General features: G+C 57.8%; 12 protein-coding genes. 11 read left to right on the top strand and 1 reads right to left on the bottom strand.

The genetic code is table 11. The features are described 5' to 3' along the window. From B3F77_RS03370 to B3F77_RS03350, 5 genes are all read left to right on the top strand, one after another. On the top strand, positions 1–724 hold a 724-nt coding region (locus B3F77_RS03370; RefSeq protein ID WP_293603588.1), incomplete at its 5' end, for a sensor histidine kinase. Positions 725–1,020: 296 nt separating this feature from the next. Further along, positions 1,021–1,449: a tripartite tricarboxylate transporter TctB family protein gene (locus B3F77_RS03365; protein WP_293603587.1), complete on the top strand. Its 429-nt coding sequence runs from the start codon at positions 1,021–1,023 to the stop codon at positions 1,447–1,449. Continuing rightward, on the top strand, positions 1,449–2,948 hold the full coding sequence (locus B3F77_RS03360; RefSeq protein ID WP_293603586.1) for a tripartite tricarboxylate transporter permease: 1,500 nt from the start codon (positions 1,449–1,451) through the stop codon (positions 2,946–2,948). Before B3F77_RS03365 ends, B3F77_RS03360 begins: the two co-directional genes overlap by 1 nt. Before the next feature lie 467 nt (positions 2,949–3,415). Beyond that, positions 3,416–4,831 (top strand): porin, encoded by a 1,416-nt coding sequence (locus B3F77_RS03355; protein ID WP_293603585.1) that lies wholly within the window; start codon positions 3,416–3,418, stop codon positions 4,829–4,831. Positions 4,832–5,320: 489 nt separating this feature from the next. Beyond that, on the top strand, positions 5,321–5,503 hold the full coding sequence (locus B3F77_RS03350; RefSeq protein ID WP_349678374.1) for a BON domain-containing protein: 183 nt from the start codon (positions 5,321–5,323) through the stop codon (positions 5,501–5,503). Positions 5,504–5,600: 97 nt separating this feature from the next. Here B3F77_RS03350 and B3F77_RS03345 read toward each other — a convergent pair whose 3' ends face one another. Continuing rightward, positions 5,601–6,209, bottom strand: a complete 609-nt coding sequence (locus B3F77_RS03345) for a Crp/Fnr family transcriptional regulator (protein ID WP_293603584.1) — start codon at positions 6,207–6,209, stop codon at positions 5,601–5,603. 275 nt (positions 6,210–6,484) lie between these two features. On the opposite strand from B3F77_RS03345, the gene oxc reads away from it, so the two are divergent. The 6 genes from oxc to fdhF all read left to right on the top strand — a co-directional run bounded on the left by oxc (position 6,485) and on the right by fdhF (position 16,488). Continuing rightward, the gene (gene oxc, locus B3F77_RS03340; protein ID WP_293603583.1) at positions 6,485–8,215 is read left to right on the top strand and encodes an oxalyl-CoA decarboxylase; all 1,731 of its coding nucleotides are present in this window, start codon (positions 6,485–6,487) and stop codon (positions 8,213–8,215) included. A gap of 34 nt (positions 8,216–8,249) precedes the next feature. After that, a complete protein-coding gene (gene frc, locus B3F77_RS03335) occupies positions 8,250–9,518 on the top strand; it encodes a formyl-CoA transferase (protein WP_293603582.1) in 1,269 nt (422 codons plus the stop codon). A gap of 117 nt (positions 9,519–9,635) precedes the next feature. Next, positions 9,636–10,067, top strand: a complete 432-nt coding sequence (locus B3F77_RS03330) for a PAS domain-containing protein (RefSeq protein WP_293603581.1) — start codon at positions 9,636–9,638, stop codon at positions 10,065–10,067. Between the two features lie 194 nt (positions 10,068–10,261). Continuing rightward, the gene (gene frc / locus B3F77_RS03325; RefSeq protein WP_293603580.1) at positions 10,262–11,509 is read left to right on the top strand and encodes a formyl-CoA transferase; all 1,248 of its coding nucleotides are present in this window, start codon (positions 10,262–10,264) and stop codon (positions 11,507–11,509) included. 397 nt (positions 11,510–11,906) lie between these two features. Next, positions 11,907–13,604, top strand: coding sequence for an NAD(P)H-dependent oxidoreductase subunit E (locus tag B3F77_RS03320; protein WP_293603579.1), 1,698 nt, complete (start codon positions 11,907–11,909; stop codon positions 13,602–13,604). Between the two features lie 37 nt (positions 13,605–13,641). After that, complete coding sequence (gene fdhF / locus B3F77_RS03315; RefSeq protein WP_293603578.1) at positions 13,642–16,488, top strand: formate dehydrogenase subunit alpha; 2,847 nt, start codon at positions 13,642–13,644, stop codon at positions 16,486–16,488. The last annotated feature ends 574 nt before the right edge of the window (positions 16,489–17,062 follow it).

Genomic DNA, 17,062 nt, shown 5'->3' with positions numbered 1-17,062 from the left:
AGCTTACGCGCTGCGCGAGCCGGACCCGGAGCGCATGCGCGAAACCCTGCGCGCGATCGTGGGCCAGCTGTCGCGCAGCCGCCGCCTGAGCGAACAGCTGCTGGCACTGGCGCATGCCAGTGAACCGCAGGAGGACGTCACGTCATCCGCGCTGGTGGATCTCAATGCACTCGCGCGCGAAGTGGTTCTGCAATACCTGCCACTGGCGCACGAAAAAAACCAGGACCTGGGCTGGGTCCATGCCTACGGGGACAACGCTCAGGCGGATGTCGGCATGGCGCCAGCAGCAACGGGCGCGGGGGCGACCGCAGACATGGTTGCACCGGTCATGGCCCATGGCGAAGAGCTGCATGAGGCGCTGTCCAATCTGGTTCATAACGCCGTGGCTTACACGCCCGCCGGTGGCACCATCACGGTCGCCACACGCTTTGAAGGCCTGTCAGTGTGTGTCGAGGTTTGCGACAACGGCCCGGGCATTGCTGCGGACCAGCGCGCCGCGGTGTTTGAGCGCTTTGTGCAACTCGCGGAGCATGCCGTCCCCGGGGCTGCACGCCACGGCGCGGGGCTGGGCCTGTCGATCGCAAGGGGCTACGCCCAACGCAACGGGGGGGATATCGAACTGGCCGATGCCGACACGCCCGCAGATGGCCCACGTGGCCTGCGCGCCATCCTGCGCCTGCCACGCGCGACCATACCAGCCGCCCGCAGCGCTTCGGCAGGCTGACGCCGGCACCCCACTTTCGCCGCCCCCGGAAGCATTGTTCGCGGGCCTGGCTTACGGTTTAACACGCGTCTTTTTCGTGCTGCCGCTGCGTTAGTGATAACACGTATTTTGAAGTGCTCCCGGCAAAACGAAAGCCAATTGGAAGCATCGAGCCCTACCATCACCTCCAGCCCGAACGCCTCCGGCTGCCTATTTGCATGACCGGAAGGCGCGGGGCCAAACCACAAGGAGACCCGGATGACCCGCCCCCAAGTTGACAACAACGCCCCGCAGGCGCAGCCCTGGAGACGCCTGACATGAACTTTAATAACCTGAATTTCATCAGGGGCCTGTGCCTCATGGCGATTGCTCTGCTCTTTGGCGTGGTGTCGCTGAACTACAAAGTAGGCGAATTCGGTAGAGCCGGTCCTGGCCTGTTTCCTCTGCTGGTGAGTTGCCTGGTGTTTTTGATTGGCCTGATCACCGTGGTGCGTTCGCGCTTCGTCAAGCCCGTACCCGTGAACTACAACATGAAGAACATAGCCCTCGTCCTGTTGGGCCTGTGCGGGTTTGCGGTGCTCTCTGAATACCTGAACATGATCGCGGGCATCGTGTTTCTGGTGTTTTGCTCCTCCTTTGCCGGCACCTCGTATTCTGTAGTGCGCAACCTCAAAATCTCGGCTGGCCTAATTGCCATTGCCTTTATGTTTCGAAACCTACTCGGCCTGCAACTGCCCTTATTCTGATGAACATCCTGCACAACCTCGCGTTTGGTTTTGAGACTGCACTGACCCTGCATAACCTCATGTATTGCGCCATCGGCTGCGTGGTGGGCACACTGGTGGGGCTGCTACCTGGACTTGGCCCTTTGGCCACCATTAGCTTGTTGCTGCCCTTGACCTATTCCATTCCCGCCACTGGCGGGCTCATCATGCTGGCGGGTATTTACTACGGCGCTCAATACGGCGACAGCGTGAGCGCCATCACCATGAAGATTCCGCACGCCAGCAGCATCGTGGCCTGCATCGATGGCTACCAGATGACGCTCAACGGTAAAACCGGCTTGGCCTTGTTCACCGCAGGCGTTTCCAGCTTCATTGGTGGTACCGTGGCCATCGTGGTGCTGGCGACGATGGCCCCGGCACTGGGCGAGGTGGCGTTCTTGTTTGGCCCGGCCGATTACTGTGCCCTCATGTTGTTCGGGTTCATGTGCGTGAGCTTTGTCACCACCGGTAGCCTGCTCAATGGCCTTGCCATGGCCTTTATAGGCGTGCTGCTTGGGTCAGTCGGCACTGATGTGAATAGTGGCACTGCGCGCTTTACCATGGACTTGCCCTTTCTTGCCGACGGTATTGGCCTGATAAGCATCGCCTTGGGGTGCTTCGGCATTGCCGAGGTCGTGAAAAACCTCGACAGCGGCGAGGAGCGCACGCCTTTCAACGGCAAGATCAAACTCATGCCGACCTGGCCCGAGTTCAAGCGCATCATTCCCAGCGCCTTGCGCGGCAGTGTGATTGGCTCGGCCTTAGGCCTCTTGCCCGGCGGGGGGCCCGTGATCGCCCAGTTCGCAGCCTATGCCGTCGATAAGCGTTTCAGTAAATACAAACACGAGATCGGCACCGGTGCCATCGAGGGAGTGGCCGGGCAAGCTGCCGCCGACGAAGCGGCCGCTCGCACCAGCTTTATCCCACTCATGAGCATTGGCATTCCCGAGAACGCGGTTATGGCCCTCATGATGGGTGCCTTCATCATCAAGGGCATCCAGCCCGGCCCTGGCATGATCACAGAGCACCCCGAGTTGTTCTGGGGTCTGGTGGCCAGTATGTGGGTGGGCGGCTGCTTTTTGCTCATCCTCAACGTGCCCTTGGTGCGCTTCTGGCTGTCGGTGTTCAAGATACCCTTCAATGTGCTGTTTCCAGCGATCCTTTTTTTCTGCTGCATCGGAACTTACAGCATCAACAACAGCTTGGATGACATCTACATTACCGCCCTCTTTGGATTCTTTGGCTATATGTTCATGCGCCTGGGGCTGGAGGCTGCGCCGCTCATGTTGGGCTTCATCCTGGGCCCCATGTTGGAAGAGAACTTCCGACGCGCCCTGCTCCTCAGTCGGGGGAATTTCGGCGCTTTCATCACCCGCCCCATCAGCGGCACCTTGCTCGCCGTGATTGCCCTCTTCATCGTGTGGCAGGTGCTGACGTTTTACTTTCAGTCGCGAAAAGTACCTACTCCGTTAACAGTCTGAATATTCACCACATTAGCCTTTTCGTTCCCTCTCCCTACCCAATACGTCAAACGATATACCGTTGATTAGTCCGCAAGGGGGCGTTGATTAGTTCTATCGCATTAACCGAAATTCCAAAAAATTGACCACTACAAGTAGTGTCTATAGTCAATAATTTGACTCCCTCTGGTGTGTCGAAAGCGCCGAAAACGGTTAATGCGACAGAACCCAGATTAATCAGCAAATTTTTCGATGTGCATTACGTTGAACTAAACCGATGACGCGGTGGCAGGTCTGCAAAGGCCTCCACCGCGTCAGCAATTCAGCCCAACAAGGGCTATTTACCACAGGAGATTCCCAGATCACACTTGGCCTTGCTGCCGATAAACGCTATTCGTTCTGAACATCTTGCAAATAATTTTCACCCATCACGCTGTACCAGCAACCATACTTGCTCGGAACAGAAAATCTACTAGAGACAAAAGCCCATGAAACCTACACTCATCGCCGTCGCGTGCACCCTGCTTTTTGCTGGTAGCAGCGCCTTTGCAGCGGACTCTTCCGAAGTCGAACTACTGAAGCAGCAACTGCAGGGGATGCAGCAGCAAATGAGCAACATGCAGAACAAGATCGACGCGATGACAGCGTCGCCCAACGCAACCGCGGCGTCGGCCACTACCGCTGCCGCCGCGCCAGGTCAGTCGCCTCTTAGCGTCAACATCGGGGGCGCAAGCGTAACCTTGTACGGGCACGCCGACCTGTCCGTAGAGCAAACCAGCAATGGCAAGGAGAACGTGAGCCAGGTATCGAGCAATCTGTCATATCTCGGAGTTCGCGCCAGCAGCAAAGAGCTGGGAACGAGTGGCCTGAAGGCGATCGCCCAGTTTGAAACGCTGGTCAATGTCTCTGGAACGCCGACCGAGGTCGGGGGGCTGGGCTCGCGCAATTCCTTCCTCGGCGTCCAAGGCAAGTTCGGTAAGTTAATGCTGGGCAAGACGGATACGCCATACAAACGCTCAACGGGAAGCATGGATCCGTTTTCCGCAACAGTGGGGGACTACAACGCCATCCTGGGTAATACGGGCGGCGACCTGCGTGCTGAATTCGATGCACGACTACCACATTCGATCTTCTATGATTCGCCGAAGATGAACGGCTTCTCGGTCAATGCGCTGTTTTCGCCCGGCCAGAAATACGACAACCTCGCCAACTCCGACAAATACGCATATGCCCAGGGTGAAAAGGTGTGTTCGGGCGCCACGCCAGGCAGTTCTGGCTCCACGGCAGGCGGGCAACTCGATCCCACCGCACCAAATTCGTGCAACGATGGTGCTTTCAAAAACGCCGGCAGCCTGGCGGTGAACTATGCAAACGGGCCGCTTTTTGCCACCGTCAGTTACGAACGCCACGACGCGGTCGATCGCACCGGCGACACGGGCGGTGTAACCAGCAACGAGAGTGCTGCCAAAATTGGTGTCACCTACAATTTCGGCAAAAACCGTTTATCCGCCATCTATGAAAAGTTCTATCGCGCCGGCGGCATTGATCCGACGGTCAATGAGCGCGCACGCGATGGCTATTTCATCAGCGATGTTCAGCAACTGGGTAACGGCCTGGACCTGATGGCATCATGGGCGCACGCCGGGCAAACCCCGGGCAGTCCCGATTTCCTAACGGCAGACGACCACGCCAACATGTATGCGCTGGGGCTGAAGTACCACTATGACAAACAGACTTCCGTGTATGTGGTGGGGGCGGTGCTGAATCAAGGCGCCGGCGCGCATTATGCGATCGGTGCCGGGGGTCATGGTGTCCCCATCGCCGCGCCGCGAGATGCGGATGGCAACACCATTGGGGGCCAGAGCATCAAGGCGCTGTCAGTCGGTATGCAGTACAGTTTCTGATGCCAGTTACATCGGCCGGCATGTCGAGTTGAGGAAACTTTCGGCTTGATTTTTTGACCGTGACAAACACCGCCCGTAGCTGAAAAATACGGGCGGTGTCGTAACTAACAATACCTCCCGGGCGCGTTACCTGTCGGCGCCATTCGCGCGCCGCCTTTATCTTAAAGTGTTCTTGTCCCCAAGCCTGTTGTTCGGCGTGGCTGGAGCCAGCAGCAACCAAGCCCGGCAGCCAGGCTACTTGGATAAGTCAGTCCACCTCATCCGGGCTCAGCGCTTCTACCACCCGCAGGATAATCACGCGATTGCCGTCTTGCCCGCTGCAGTGGCTTCGTCTGATAGTACCGGGTACGGCAAAGCAGGTTTTCCGAGGCCAAGTGGGGAGACCTGGTGCTCTATGATCTGGTGCTGAACACCGACCGTTTCTGTGTGAAAGAGATCCGGCTCCTGACGGGACGGCCTTAGCTTCAGAAAAGCCAGGAATCACCTGTCATTCTGGCCAACAGGACGCTGGAAGCTGGCATTCGGGCAGCTCTGAAGGAACATGTCGTGACACAAACTACCAACATCACCATTGAATCCCGTCGCGGCAAGATGACGTTGCGCGGCAACGTGCTGACTGCCGAGGAACGCACCGAGGCTGAAAAAATCGCGGCTGACGCACCAGGGGGTTAACAGTGTGGCCAATGAACTCCGGCTGATGGCAAATTCACGGCTGTTCACATCAGCAAAACACTATTGATCCAAGTTGGCCTGGGTCGGACGGGGCGAGTCAAATTTTGCCACGTTGCTTCAACCGGCTCAGGGTCTCAGCGGACAAATTCAGGTAGAAAGCCAATTCCTTCTTTGGAATGCGATCGAAGAGTTCAGGGTGCTTGCGTAAAAAGCGGTGCACCCGTCCCGGCGCATCAAGCATATGCAGGGTAATGGTATGGGCCATGATTTCGCCCATCACGCTCATCACGTCATGCTCGAACAACTTTTTGGTTTCCGCGTGCCGCTCCATGAACTCAACCCATTGTGGTAGCGGCAATTTGGCGACCCGCGCTTTCGTAACGCAAACGATACTGTAGGGTGTTGGCGTTTTCAAACACCACGCGGCATAGCTGGTCTCCATATCACGCTCGGCAGCAAAGCGCAGGATCATCTCCTTGGCAACACTGTTCGTGACCACCCGCTTCAGAATCCCGTCAAGTATGAAATACTGCTCCATCTCATGCACTCCCTGGTGCAGTAGAAAGTCACCCTTATGGCAGTCAAGCACAACCAGATGAGGTTCGAGTTCGGCGCTCTCGCTCTCGCTCATCCCTTTCAGCAAGATGTTTTGCCTGAGCTGGACGCGAATAATATTTTTTTCTGGATGATTTTCAACGGACGACATGGAAGCGGTAGGCTCAAGTAAGTTTTGGCGGGACGTGAACTTCTCTCGTTTGCGTGGTCCAAATACTATAAAAATTGACCCGGGTCAATGGTGGAACCTGAATCGACACCTATCATACCCCGACGGTGCAAATGACCCGTCTGAGCACACGAGCGAGGCGGCGAAGTCCACTATCGGAGGCCTTGACTTAGGTCAACGAATTTTTTCTGGGGCCACCGATACTGCCAGCCACGTTGCTCAACCTTTATCGAAGTCAAACGAAGAGATATTTCATCATGACAAACGACACTCAATCACCCGTACAGACCGACGGGTTTCACCTCTTAATCGATGCCCTGAAACTCAACGACATCAACACCATCTTCGCTCTGCCGGGCATTCCCATCACGGATCTCACGCGTATGGCACAGGGCGAAGGCATGCGGGTCATTTCCTTCCGTCACGAGCAGCACGCCGGCAACGCAGCTGCGGCCGCTGGCTTCCTGACACAGAAACCTGGTATCTGCCTGACGGTATCCGCCCCCGGCTTCCTCAACGGTCTGACCGCATTGACCAATGCGACAACCAACTGCTTCCCGATGATCCTGATCAGCGGATCGAGCGAGCGCGAGATTGTCGATCTGCAACAGGGCGATTACGAAGAGATGGATCAGCTCGCCATCGCCAAGCCCCTGTGCAAGGCGGCCTTCCGCGTGCTCAATGCTGAAGATATCGGCGTCGGCATCGCGCGCGCCATCCGTTCTGCTTTGTCAGGCCGGCCTGGTGGTGTCTATCTTGACCTCCCAGCCAAATTTTTCGCGCAGACAATGGACGCCGAAGCAGGCAAGAAGTCGCTGATCAAGGTCGTCGATCCGGCCCCGCGCCAGATCCCGGCGCCGGATTCGGTCCAGCGTGCACTGACGTTGCTCAAGGGCGCCAAGCGCCCCCTGATCATTCTCGGTAAGGGTGCGGCTTACGCCCAGGCCGATGCCGACATTCGCGCTCTGGTCGAGAAGAGCGGCATCCCCTACCTGCCGATGTCCATGGCCAAGGGTCTTCTGCCCGATACCCACGAGCAATCGGCTTCTGCCGCGCGCTCTTACGTCCTGCCCGAAGCTGACGTCGTGATGCTTGTCGGCGCGCGCCTGAACTGGCTGCTGTCGCAAGGCAAGGGCAAGACCTGGGGCGGCAATGGTCCGAAGGACTGGGCTGACAAGAGCTTCATTCAGATCGATATCTCGCCGACAGAAGCCGACAGCAACGTGGCGATCGCCGCGCCCCTGATCGGCGATATCGGCTCCTGCGTCTCGGCGCTCCTGGCCGGCATGGGTTCGAGCTGGGCCAAGGCGCCTGCCGAGTGGACGAGCGCGGTTGCCGAGCGCAAGAACAAGAATATCGCCAAGATGGCCGAGACCCTGGCCAAGGATCCGTCGCCGATGAATTACCACAGCGCCCTGGCCGTGGTCCGTGACATCGTCAAGGCGAACCCGGAGGCCATGCTCGTCAATGAAGGTGCCAACGCGCTGGACTTTACCCGCAGCATCGTCGACATGTACCAGCCGCGCAAGCGCCTGGACGTCGGCACCTGGGGGATCATGGGCATCGGCATGGGCTTTTCCGTAGCTGCGGCTGTGGTTACCGGAAAGCCGGTCATCGCCATCGAGGGCGACAGCGCCTTCGGTTTCAGTGGCATGGAAGTCGAGACGATCTGCCGCTATAACCTGCCGGTCTGCGTGGTTATCCTCAACAACAATGGTATCTATAAGGGCACAGACGTCAATCGGGGCGGAGGGGCCGACGTTGCACCTACGGTATTCGTCAAGGGTGCGCGCTACGACAAGATGATGGAGGCCTTCGGTGGTGTCGGCGTGCACGTGACAACCCCGCAAGAGCTGTCCGCGGCCATGAAAGAAGCCATCGCCAGCGGCAAGCCGACCCTGATCAATGCCGTCATCGATGAAACCGCCGGCACTGAAAGCGGCCGCATTACCAGTCTGAACCCAAAAACCGCTGCGATAAAGAAGTAAGCCAAGTTAAACCATTGATAAGGAAACGTTAATCATGAACAAACCACTAAACGGTATCAAGATCATCGACTTTACCCACGTGCAAGCCGGCCCGGCCTGCACCCAGATGCTGGCCTGGTTCGGCGCCGACGTCGTCAAGGTCGAGCGCCCCGGTTCCGGCGACGTGACACGCACCCAACTGCGTGACATTCCGAATGTGGACGCGCTGTACTTCACCATGCTCAACAGCAACAAGCGCTCCCTGACCCTCGACACCAAGCAGCCTGAAGGCAAGGCAGTGCTGGAAAAGATGATCAAGGAATTCGACGTGATGGTCGAGAACTTTGGCCCTGGCGCACTTGACCGCATGGGCTTTACCTGGGAACGCATCCAGGAGCTCAACCCCAAGATGATCCTGGCCTCGGTCAAGGGCTTCAGCGACGGTCACGAATACGAAGATTTGAAGGTCTATGAAAACGTAGCACAGTGCGCCGGCGGCGCTGCCTCCACCACCGGCTGGTGGAAAGGAGAGCAAGCCGGCCCCCTGGTTTCTTCTGCCGCCCTGGGTGACACCAACACCGGCATGCACCTGGCCATCGGCATCCTGACCGCCTATATCGGCCGCCAGCAGACCGGCAAGGGTCAGAAGGTGGCCGTGGCCATGCAGGACGCGGTGCTCAACCTGTGCCGCGTCAAGATGCGCGACCAGTTGCGTCTGGACACCATGGGTTTCCTGGAAGAGTACCCCCAGTACCCGCATGAGATGGAAGCTTTCGCCGACAAGGTGGTGCCGCGCGGCGGCAACGCCGGTGGTGGCGGTCAGCCCGGCTGGATTTTGAAGTGCAAGGGCTGGGAAACAGATGGCAACGCCTACATCTACTTCACGATTCAGGGTCAAGCCTGGGCGCCGATTTGCGACGCCATCGGCAAACCCGAGTGGAAGACTGACCCGCTCTACATGACGCCCAAGGCCCGCCAGCCGCACATCATGGACATCTTCGGCACGATCGAAGAGTGGCTGAAAGACAAGACCAAGTATGAGGCCGTCAATATCTTGCGCAAGTTCGACATCCCGTGCTCGCCAGTGTTCTCCATGAAGGAACTGCTCCATGACAAGTCCCTGCGCGCGAGCGGTTCGATCGTCGAGGTGCCGCACAAGGAGCGCGGCAGCTACTGGACCGTCGGCAGCCCGATCAAGTTCTCCGATCTAAAACCCGAAGTCACCGCTTCTCCGTTGTTGGGCGAGCACACCGACGAGGTTCTGGCCCAACTCGGCTACAGCAAGGACCAGATCGCCGCCATGCATGCCTCAAAGGCAGTCTGAAGACGGTCTGAAGGCGATAATTTAATCTGCCGGTCTTCAAGACGGCAATGGACGGCGCCCAAGTTGGGCGCCGTCTTGATTTGAGAGACCATCTTTACCCCGATTTGGAGTAACCACATGCATTCAGCAATTGACTTTCATCAACTCGTAGCAGCGGTCGGCGATGCCATCGTCGTCTGTGACGCAAGTGGTGCCATCACGCTGTGGAACCCCGCAGCAGAATACATTTTTGGGTTTACGGAAAGCGAGGCCTTGGGCCAGTCGCTTGACTTGATCATTCCGGAGCGCTTGCGCCAGCGCCACTGGGACGGTTACCACAAGACAATGCAAACCGGACAAACCCGTTACGGTCATGATGTGCTGCGGGTGCCAGCCGTGCATAAGGACGGTCGCGCGATGTCCATCTCTTTCACAGTTGCCCTGCTTTACTCAGCCGATAAAAAGATAACAGGTATTGCCTCGGTCATTCGGGACGAAACCAGCAAGTTCAACGAAGACCGGGCCCTGCGAAAACGCCTGACGGAACTTGAAACCAAAGCTGGTGCATGAAACAATCTGCTCGGCAAGTTGCTCAGCGATATGCGACCTCACCATGATTGCAGGTACGCTATAACGTGTTCGTGAATCAATGTAAAAAAACACGCCTCTGCGCTGTTGATTAATATCTGGGTTGATCCGAAGATTTATGCGCCGGGCACCATGGCACGCGCCATGTACAAGTAATTGACAGAAAGAAGCTACCCATGAGCAAAGCGCTAGACGGCGTGCGCATTCTTGACTTTACCCACGTTCAGTCGGGACCAACCTGTACGCAACTTCTGGCCTGGTTTGGCGCGGATGTCATCAAAGTTGAACGCGCTGGTGAGGGCGATGCCACTCGCGGCCAACTCCGCGACATTCCCGGCGTGGACAGCCTGTACTTCACCATGCTGAATCACAACAAGCGTTCGATCACGCTCGATACCAAGAAACCGAAAGGTAAGGAGGTTCTCGACACGCTCATCAAACAGTGTGATGTTCTGGTTGAGAACTTCGCCCCGGGGGCACTGGACCGCATGGGTATCACCTGGGAACATATCCAGAAGCTCAATCCACGCATGATCGTGGCGTCGGTCAAGGGTTTTGGCCCTGGGCCTTACGAGGACTGCAAGGTTTATGAGAACGTAGCGCAATGCGCAGGGGGATCCGCATCGACTACCGGGTTCGACAACGGCCCGCCGATGGTCACGGGCGCCCAGATCGGTGACAGTGGGACGGGTTTGAATCTTGCCCTTGGCATCGTCGCCGCGCTCTATCAGCGCAACACCACAGGGCGGGGGCAGAAGGTGTTGGCCTCGATGCAGGATACCGTGCTGAACCTGTGCCGCGTCAAGCTGCGCGATCAGCAGCGGCTGGAACGCACGCACACCTTGCATGAGTACCCTCAGTATCCGGATGGCACGTTCGGCGAGGCGGTACCGCGTGCCGGCAACGCGTCTGGCGGTGGCCAACCAGGCTCGATCTTGAAGTGCAAGGGATGGGAAACTGATCCGAACGCATACATCTACCTCATCACGCAGGCGGCCGCCTGGCCTGCAGTGTGCAAGGTGATTGGCGAAGAAGACTGGATCACCGATGAGGCCTTCGCCACGCCGGCTGCACGTCTGTTGCACCTCAAGCTGATCTTCGCGAGGCTCGAGAAATGGACCATGACCAAGACCAAGTTCGAGGCCATGGATATTCTCAACAAGTACGACATCCCCTGCGGACCTATCCTGTCGATGAAGGAAATCGCTAAGGAGCCTTCTCTGCGTGCGACCGGCACTATTGTCGAAGTTGATCATCCCACGCGCGGCAAATACCTGACGGTTGGCAACCCGATAAAGATGTCTGACAGCAGTACCGAGGTGAGCCGCTCGCCACTGCTGGGCGAGCATACCGAAGAGGTTCTGGCACAACTGGGTTACAGCGCAGAGGAGGTGGCGGAGTTGCGTGCAGAGCAAGTGATCTGATCCCCCGGTTACCTGAATAGGTTTTGTCTCTTGTCTTCACGCAAGGACCATCCGAGCCTTGTGCATCGCGCTGATTTCTTGACCATCACTACTTCTCGCCAGACCAACCTTGGCCATGCTTATTCCCGTAGTTTTTACTGATAGCGATATTCAGATTTGCTGGACCGCTTTTGCTTAGCCCTTCGTTCCATGTGATTATCAGACTAATGCCATCATGCGAATGTTTGTCTATCGTTCAGGGGAACTCGAGGCTTCGCTCTGCACATTGCTACAAATTCTCTCCGCTTCAGTTTTTTAGAAAATCCATATTCCAAGCGCCTTGCAACTCGGTTCTCCAATTCCAGACACACCGCTTGCACTAGCCAGTTGAATTTGGTCAACTTTTAACCGGACACGAATGAACCAAAAAATTATCCCTATCGCGGTGCAACAGGTTTCAAAAGAACGCAAACGTCAAGCGCCCAAGGGGCGTCGCGTTGACCCCGTCGCACTGGCCGAGGTGCAATCGCTTCTTGGTGATGCGTCCCGTCAAGCCGATTTGCTGATTGAACATCTGCACAAAATACAGGACCGCTTTGGCCATTTGTCCGCCGCACACCTCGCGGCTTTGGCGCAAGAGATGCGCCTGGCACAAACCGAAGTATATGAAGTCGCCACCTTCTACCACCACTTTGATGTGGTCAAAGAAGGCGACGCCGCACCAGCCGCTTTGACCGTACGGGTCTGCAACGGCTTGTCATGCGAAATGGCAGGTGCGCGCGAGTTGCTGGCCAAGCTTCCAAAAATATTGGGCACAGATGTTCGCGTGATCGCCGTACCATGCGTCGGTCGTTGCGAGCAGGCGCCTCTTGCCGTCGTGGGGCAGAACCCGGTACCCAACGCGACCGTGGAAACGGTCGCCGTCAAGGTGGCTGCCCAGGATGTACAGCACGTTCCGTCCGGCTTTTCCGACTATGCCAGTTACCAGGCAGCCGGTGGTTATGCGCTGCTGAAAGACTGCCTGAGCGGAAAACAGGAAGTCGAATCTGTCATCAAGACCATGGAAGATTCCGGCTTGCGCGGTCTGGGCGGCGCGGGCTTCCCTGCAGGGCGCAAGTGGCGCATCGTCCGCGCAGAAGCGGGGCCGCGTTTGATGGCTGTGAACATCGACGAAGGTGAACCCGGCACCTTCAAGGACCGCGTCTATCTGGAACGCGATCCCCATCGTTTCCTGGAAGGCATGCTGATCGCCGCGTGGGCGGTCGGGATTGACAAAATTTATATCTACCTGCGTGATGAGTACCATGGTTGCCGGGCGCTGCTCGAATCCGAGTTGGCTAAGCTCAGGCGCTCCCCCCCTGTGGCCGTGCTGCCAGAGATCATTCTGCGGCGTGGCGCAGGAGCTTACATCTGCGGTGAAGAGTCCGCGATGATCGAATCGATCGAAGGCAAGCGCGGCATGCCGCGCCTGCGTCCGCCCTACGTTGCGCAAGTCGGACTGTTCGGCCGCCCGACGCTGGAACACAATTTTGAAACCCTGTTCTGGGTGCGCGAAATTCTGGAAAGAGGCGGCACCTGGTTCACCTCGCATGGAAAAAATGGTCGCAAGGGTTTGCGCTCATTTTCCGTGTCAGGTCGGGTCAGGAATCCCGGTGTCAAACTGGCCCCGGCCGGCATCACGATCCAGGAACTGATTGATGAGTATTGCGGCGGCATGCAGGAAGGACATACCTTCTATGCCTACCTGCCAGGCGGCGCGTCGGGCGGCATCTTGCCGGCGTCCATGAACGCCATTCCGCTCGACTTTGACACCTTGCAGCCTTATGGCTGCTTCATTGGCTCCGCGGCCGTGGTGGTGCTGTCGGACAAGGACACTGCAGTCGGCGCGGCGCGCAACACGATGCAGTTTTTCAAACACGAATCTTGCGGTCAATGCACGCCCTGCCGTGCCGGCACCGCCAAGGCAGCGCATTTGATAGAAAAACCGAAGTGGGATGTCGCCCTGCTGGCAGAGCTGTCAACCGTGATGCGCGATGCGTCCATCTGCGGTTTGGGTCAGGCAGCGCCCAACCCGGTCGACTGCGTTGTCAAGTATTTTCCACATGAACTGACCTGATCGTCAAATCGGGCAAAGAGACGCACAGAGAATCAATATGAATGCGATTACCAGACGTGAAATAGCGCAACTTGATGCGCCGCTTGTGACTTTCAATCTCAATGGTCGCGATGTGACGGGCCGGGCCAATGAAACTCTGCTTCAGGTCGCAAAACGCGAGGGAGTTGAAATACCTCATCTTTGCTACAAAGAAGGGCTGGAGCCGGTCGGCAACTGCCGCGCTTGCATGGTTGAGATCAATGGCGAGCGGGTGCTGGCACCTTCGTGCTGTCGTTCACCGGCGGCCGGTATGAAGGTCACCAGCAATAGTGATCGCGCTGTTGCGTCCCAAAAGATGGTACTGGAGCTGCTGCTCTCAGACATGCCGGAGACCAATTACACCCGCCACAATGAAGTCGATCAGTGGGCCGAAAAAATGGCCGTCGGCAAGCCCCGCTTTGAAGCGCGCGAACAAGTCAGGCAGGATGCCTCCCACCCGGCCATCACGGTCAACCTGGATGCCTGCATTCAGTGCACCCGCTGCCTGCGCGCCTGTCGCGACGAGCAAGTCAATGATGTCATTGGTCTTGCCTTTCGGGGCGATCAGGCCAAAATCGTCTTCGACATGGATGACCCCATGGGCGCCTCCACCTGCGTGGCTTGCGGCGAATGCGTGCAGGCTTGCCCCACCGGGGCACTCATGCCGGCACGCGAAGTGGCACTCCAGATACCGGACAAGAAGGTCGATTCGGTCTGTCCCTATTGCGGCGTCGGCTGTCAATTGACCTACAACGTCAAAGACAACAAGATTCTCTATGTCGAAGGTCGTGACGGCCCGGCCAACCACGCCCGGCTGTGCGTCAAAGGGCGCTACGGTTTTGACTATGCACATCACCCGCAGCGTCTGACCAAACCGCTGATCCGGCGTGCGGATGCGCCCAAGCGCGGCGACTTCAGCATGGACCCTGAACGCGTCATGGACGTGTTTCGCGAAGCCACTTGGGAGGAAGCCCTGGCACTGGCTGGGGATAAATTCAGGGAGATTCGCGACCAATACGGCAAAAAATCACTTGTCGGTTTCGGCTCGGCCAAAGGCAGCAACGAGGAAGCCTACCTGTTCCAGAAGCTGGTGCGCACCGGCTTTGGCTGCAACAATGTGGACCATTGCACACGCCTGTGCCATGCCTCATCGGTTGTGGCTTTGATAGAAGGCATTGGCTCTGGCGCAGTGTCCAACCCGGTTATGGATGTGACCCAGGCCGAAGTCGTCATCATCATTGGTGCCAACCCGACAGTTAATCACCCGGTGGCAGCCACCTGGATCAAGAATGCGGTGAAAACCGGCACCCAACTGGTCGTCTGCGACCCGCGCCGCTCAGATATGGCGCGCATCGCGCACCGTTTCCTGCAGTTCAAGCCGGACACCGATGTTGCTTTGCTCAACGCCATGATGAATGTCATCGTGACGGAGGGCCTGGTCGACAAGGACTTCATCGCCAGCCGCACGATCGGCTACGATGAACTGCGGAAAAATGTGGAGGGTTACAGCCCCGAAGCCATGGCGCCGATTTGCGGCATCGATGCCGAAACCATCAAATATGTGGCCCGGCTGTATGCCAACTCCAAAGCTTCCATGATCTTGTGGGGCATGGGCGTTTCCCAGCATATCCACGGCACCGACAATGCACGCTGCCTGATCGCGCTGTCGCTGATGACGGGTCAGATCGGCCGGCCCGGCACGGGCTTGCACCCGCTGCGTGGACAAAACAATGTGCAGGGTGCCTCCGATGCAGGCCTGATCCCGATGATGTACCCCGACTATCAGCCCGTGTCTGACCCGCAAGTGCAAGCCCGCTTTGAGGCCGCCTGGGGGCTGCCGTCAGGTACGCTGGATGACAAGCCGGGCCTGACCGTGGTCGAGGTGATGCACGCCATCGAGAAAGGGCAAATTCGCGGCATGTACGTGATGGGTGAAAACCCCGCCATGTCCGACCCGGATGCCAGCCATGCGCGCGAGTCTCTGGCCGCGCTGGATCATCTGGTGGTGCAAGATATTTTCCTGACCGAGACAGCGTATCTGGCCGACGTCATTTTGCCGGCCAGCGCCTTCCCGGAAAAAACCGGCACCTTCACCAACACCGACCGGCTGGTGCAAATGGGGCGCCAGGCCATCACCCCACCAGGCGACGCAAAACAGGATTTGTGGATCATCCAGCAAATCGCCGCGCGTCTCGGGCTGGACTGGCACTACACGCATGTCTCGGAAGTGTTTGACGAAATGCGCCGCACCATGCCCAGCATCGGCGGCATCACCTGGGACCGGCTGGAGCGCGAGCATGCGGTGACTTACCCGTGCCGCGTGGAAGGCGACCCCGGCCAGTCCGTGGTGTTTGTCGATGACTTCCCCCGTGAAACCGGTCGCGCCCGCTTTGTCCCCGCAGACATCATTCCGGCCGATGAGCGCCCTGATGCCGAGTACCCTATGGTGCTGATCACCGGACGCCAGCTGGAACACTGGCACACCGGCAGCATGACCCGCCGCGCCACGGTACTCGATTCCATCGAACCCGATCCGATTGCCTTGGTGCATCCACTTGATCTCGATGCCATGGGCGGAAAACCGGGCGATATGGTCACGATTGAATCACGGCGCGGCACTGTATCGCTGTACGCACGGGCAGATGACAGCTCGCCACGGGGTGCGATTTTTGTCCCCTTCTGCTATTACGAGGCCGCCATCAACAAGCTGACGAACGCCGCGCTGGATCCATTCGGCAAAATACCGGAGTTCAAATACTGCGCGATTCGTGTCAGCCTGGGTGGCGCAGCCCCTGTGCAGAGCAGCTACGGCGGCGGCCAGGCACTGGAGCGGGCAACAGGCTTGTTGCTGCCGACCGAAAATTGACCACTTAACGCGAGAAGTGCCGATACAAAATTGACCGGCGTGAACCCTATGCTTAGCTAGAAAAACTGCAGGCTTTAGCCCAGTTGGGGCTGGTCAGTCCATGATTGGCGCACTTGGTCAAAACTGCAATGGCGGCAACAAGCATGTATTTGCGCGCAAACGGGGCGGCAGGCGGCCTGTAGTGCTCGGCAAGTGGCACAGTTGCCAGGCGGTTCTTGCCCCATTGGGAAACCAGTCGAGTGACTTGCGGGCTGCTGTAGCCGATCGTGTGTCGCAGGTAGCGCAACAGCACACCGCGTTCGCGTTTATTGCGCTGGGGTAGTCAAAGCGCTTGAGCACGCGACTGATGTGCTCATAACGTTCGGTGTCATCCCCTTGCTTTGAAAACGCAACCAGCGTATCGGCACTGAGAAACTGTTCGATCAGCTCAATCGTGCATAGCCGGGATTCGTTCATGTTGATCACCATCCTTGGGATGATCAACCCGCACACCAATTCAGTTCAAATTTACCGCTTCAGGCTCCTTCCTGGCTGGAAATACAGGCGCTGCTCACCCGGGTTCGACAGTTCCAAC

The sequence above is a fragment of the Polaromonas sp. UBA4122 genome, assembly GCA_002381615.1.
Classification (GTDB): Bacteria; Pseudomonadota; Gammaproteobacteria; order Burkholderiales; family Burkholderiaceae_C; genus Polaromonas.
This window is presented reverse-complemented; position numbering and strand designations above follow the sequence as displayed.

Coding starts and splice junctions, on each gene's coding strand:
- frc (WP_293603580.1), top strand. CDS start 10,262: ATGAGCAAAGCGCTAGACGGCGTGCGCATTCTTGACTTTACCCACGTT.
- B3F77_RS03360 (WP_293603586.1), top strand. CDS start 1,449: ATGAACATCCTGCACAACCTCGCGTTTGGTTTTGAGACTGCACTGACC.
- oxc (WP_293603583.1), top strand. CDS start 6,485: ATGACAAACGACACTCAATCACCCGTACAGACCGACGGGTTTCACCTC.
- B3F77_RS03320 (WP_293603579.1), top strand. CDS start 11,907: ATGAACCAAAAAATTATCCCTATCGCGGTGCAACAGGTTTCAAAAGAA.
- B3F77_RS03330 (WP_293603581.1), top strand. CDS start 9,636: ATGCATTCAGCAATTGACTTTCATCAACTCGTAGCAGCGGTCGGCGAT.
- B3F77_RS03345 (WP_293603584.1), bottom strand. CDS start 6,209: ATGTCGTCCGTTGAAAATCATCCAGAAAAAAATATTATTCGCGTCCAG.
- frc (WP_293603582.1), top strand. CDS start 8,250: ATGAACAAACCACTAAACGGTATCAAGATCATCGACTTTACCCACGTG.
- fdhF (WP_293603578.1), top strand. CDS start 13,642: ATGAATGCGATTACCAGACGTGAAATAGCGCAACTTGATGCGCCGCTT.
- B3F77_RS03365 (WP_293603587.1), top strand. CDS start 1,021: ATGAACTTTAATAACCTGAATTTCATCAGGGGCCTGTGCCTCATGGCG.
- B3F77_RS03355 (WP_293603585.1), top strand. CDS start 3,416: ATGAAACCTACACTCATCGCCGTCGCGTGCACCCTGCTTTTTGCTGGT.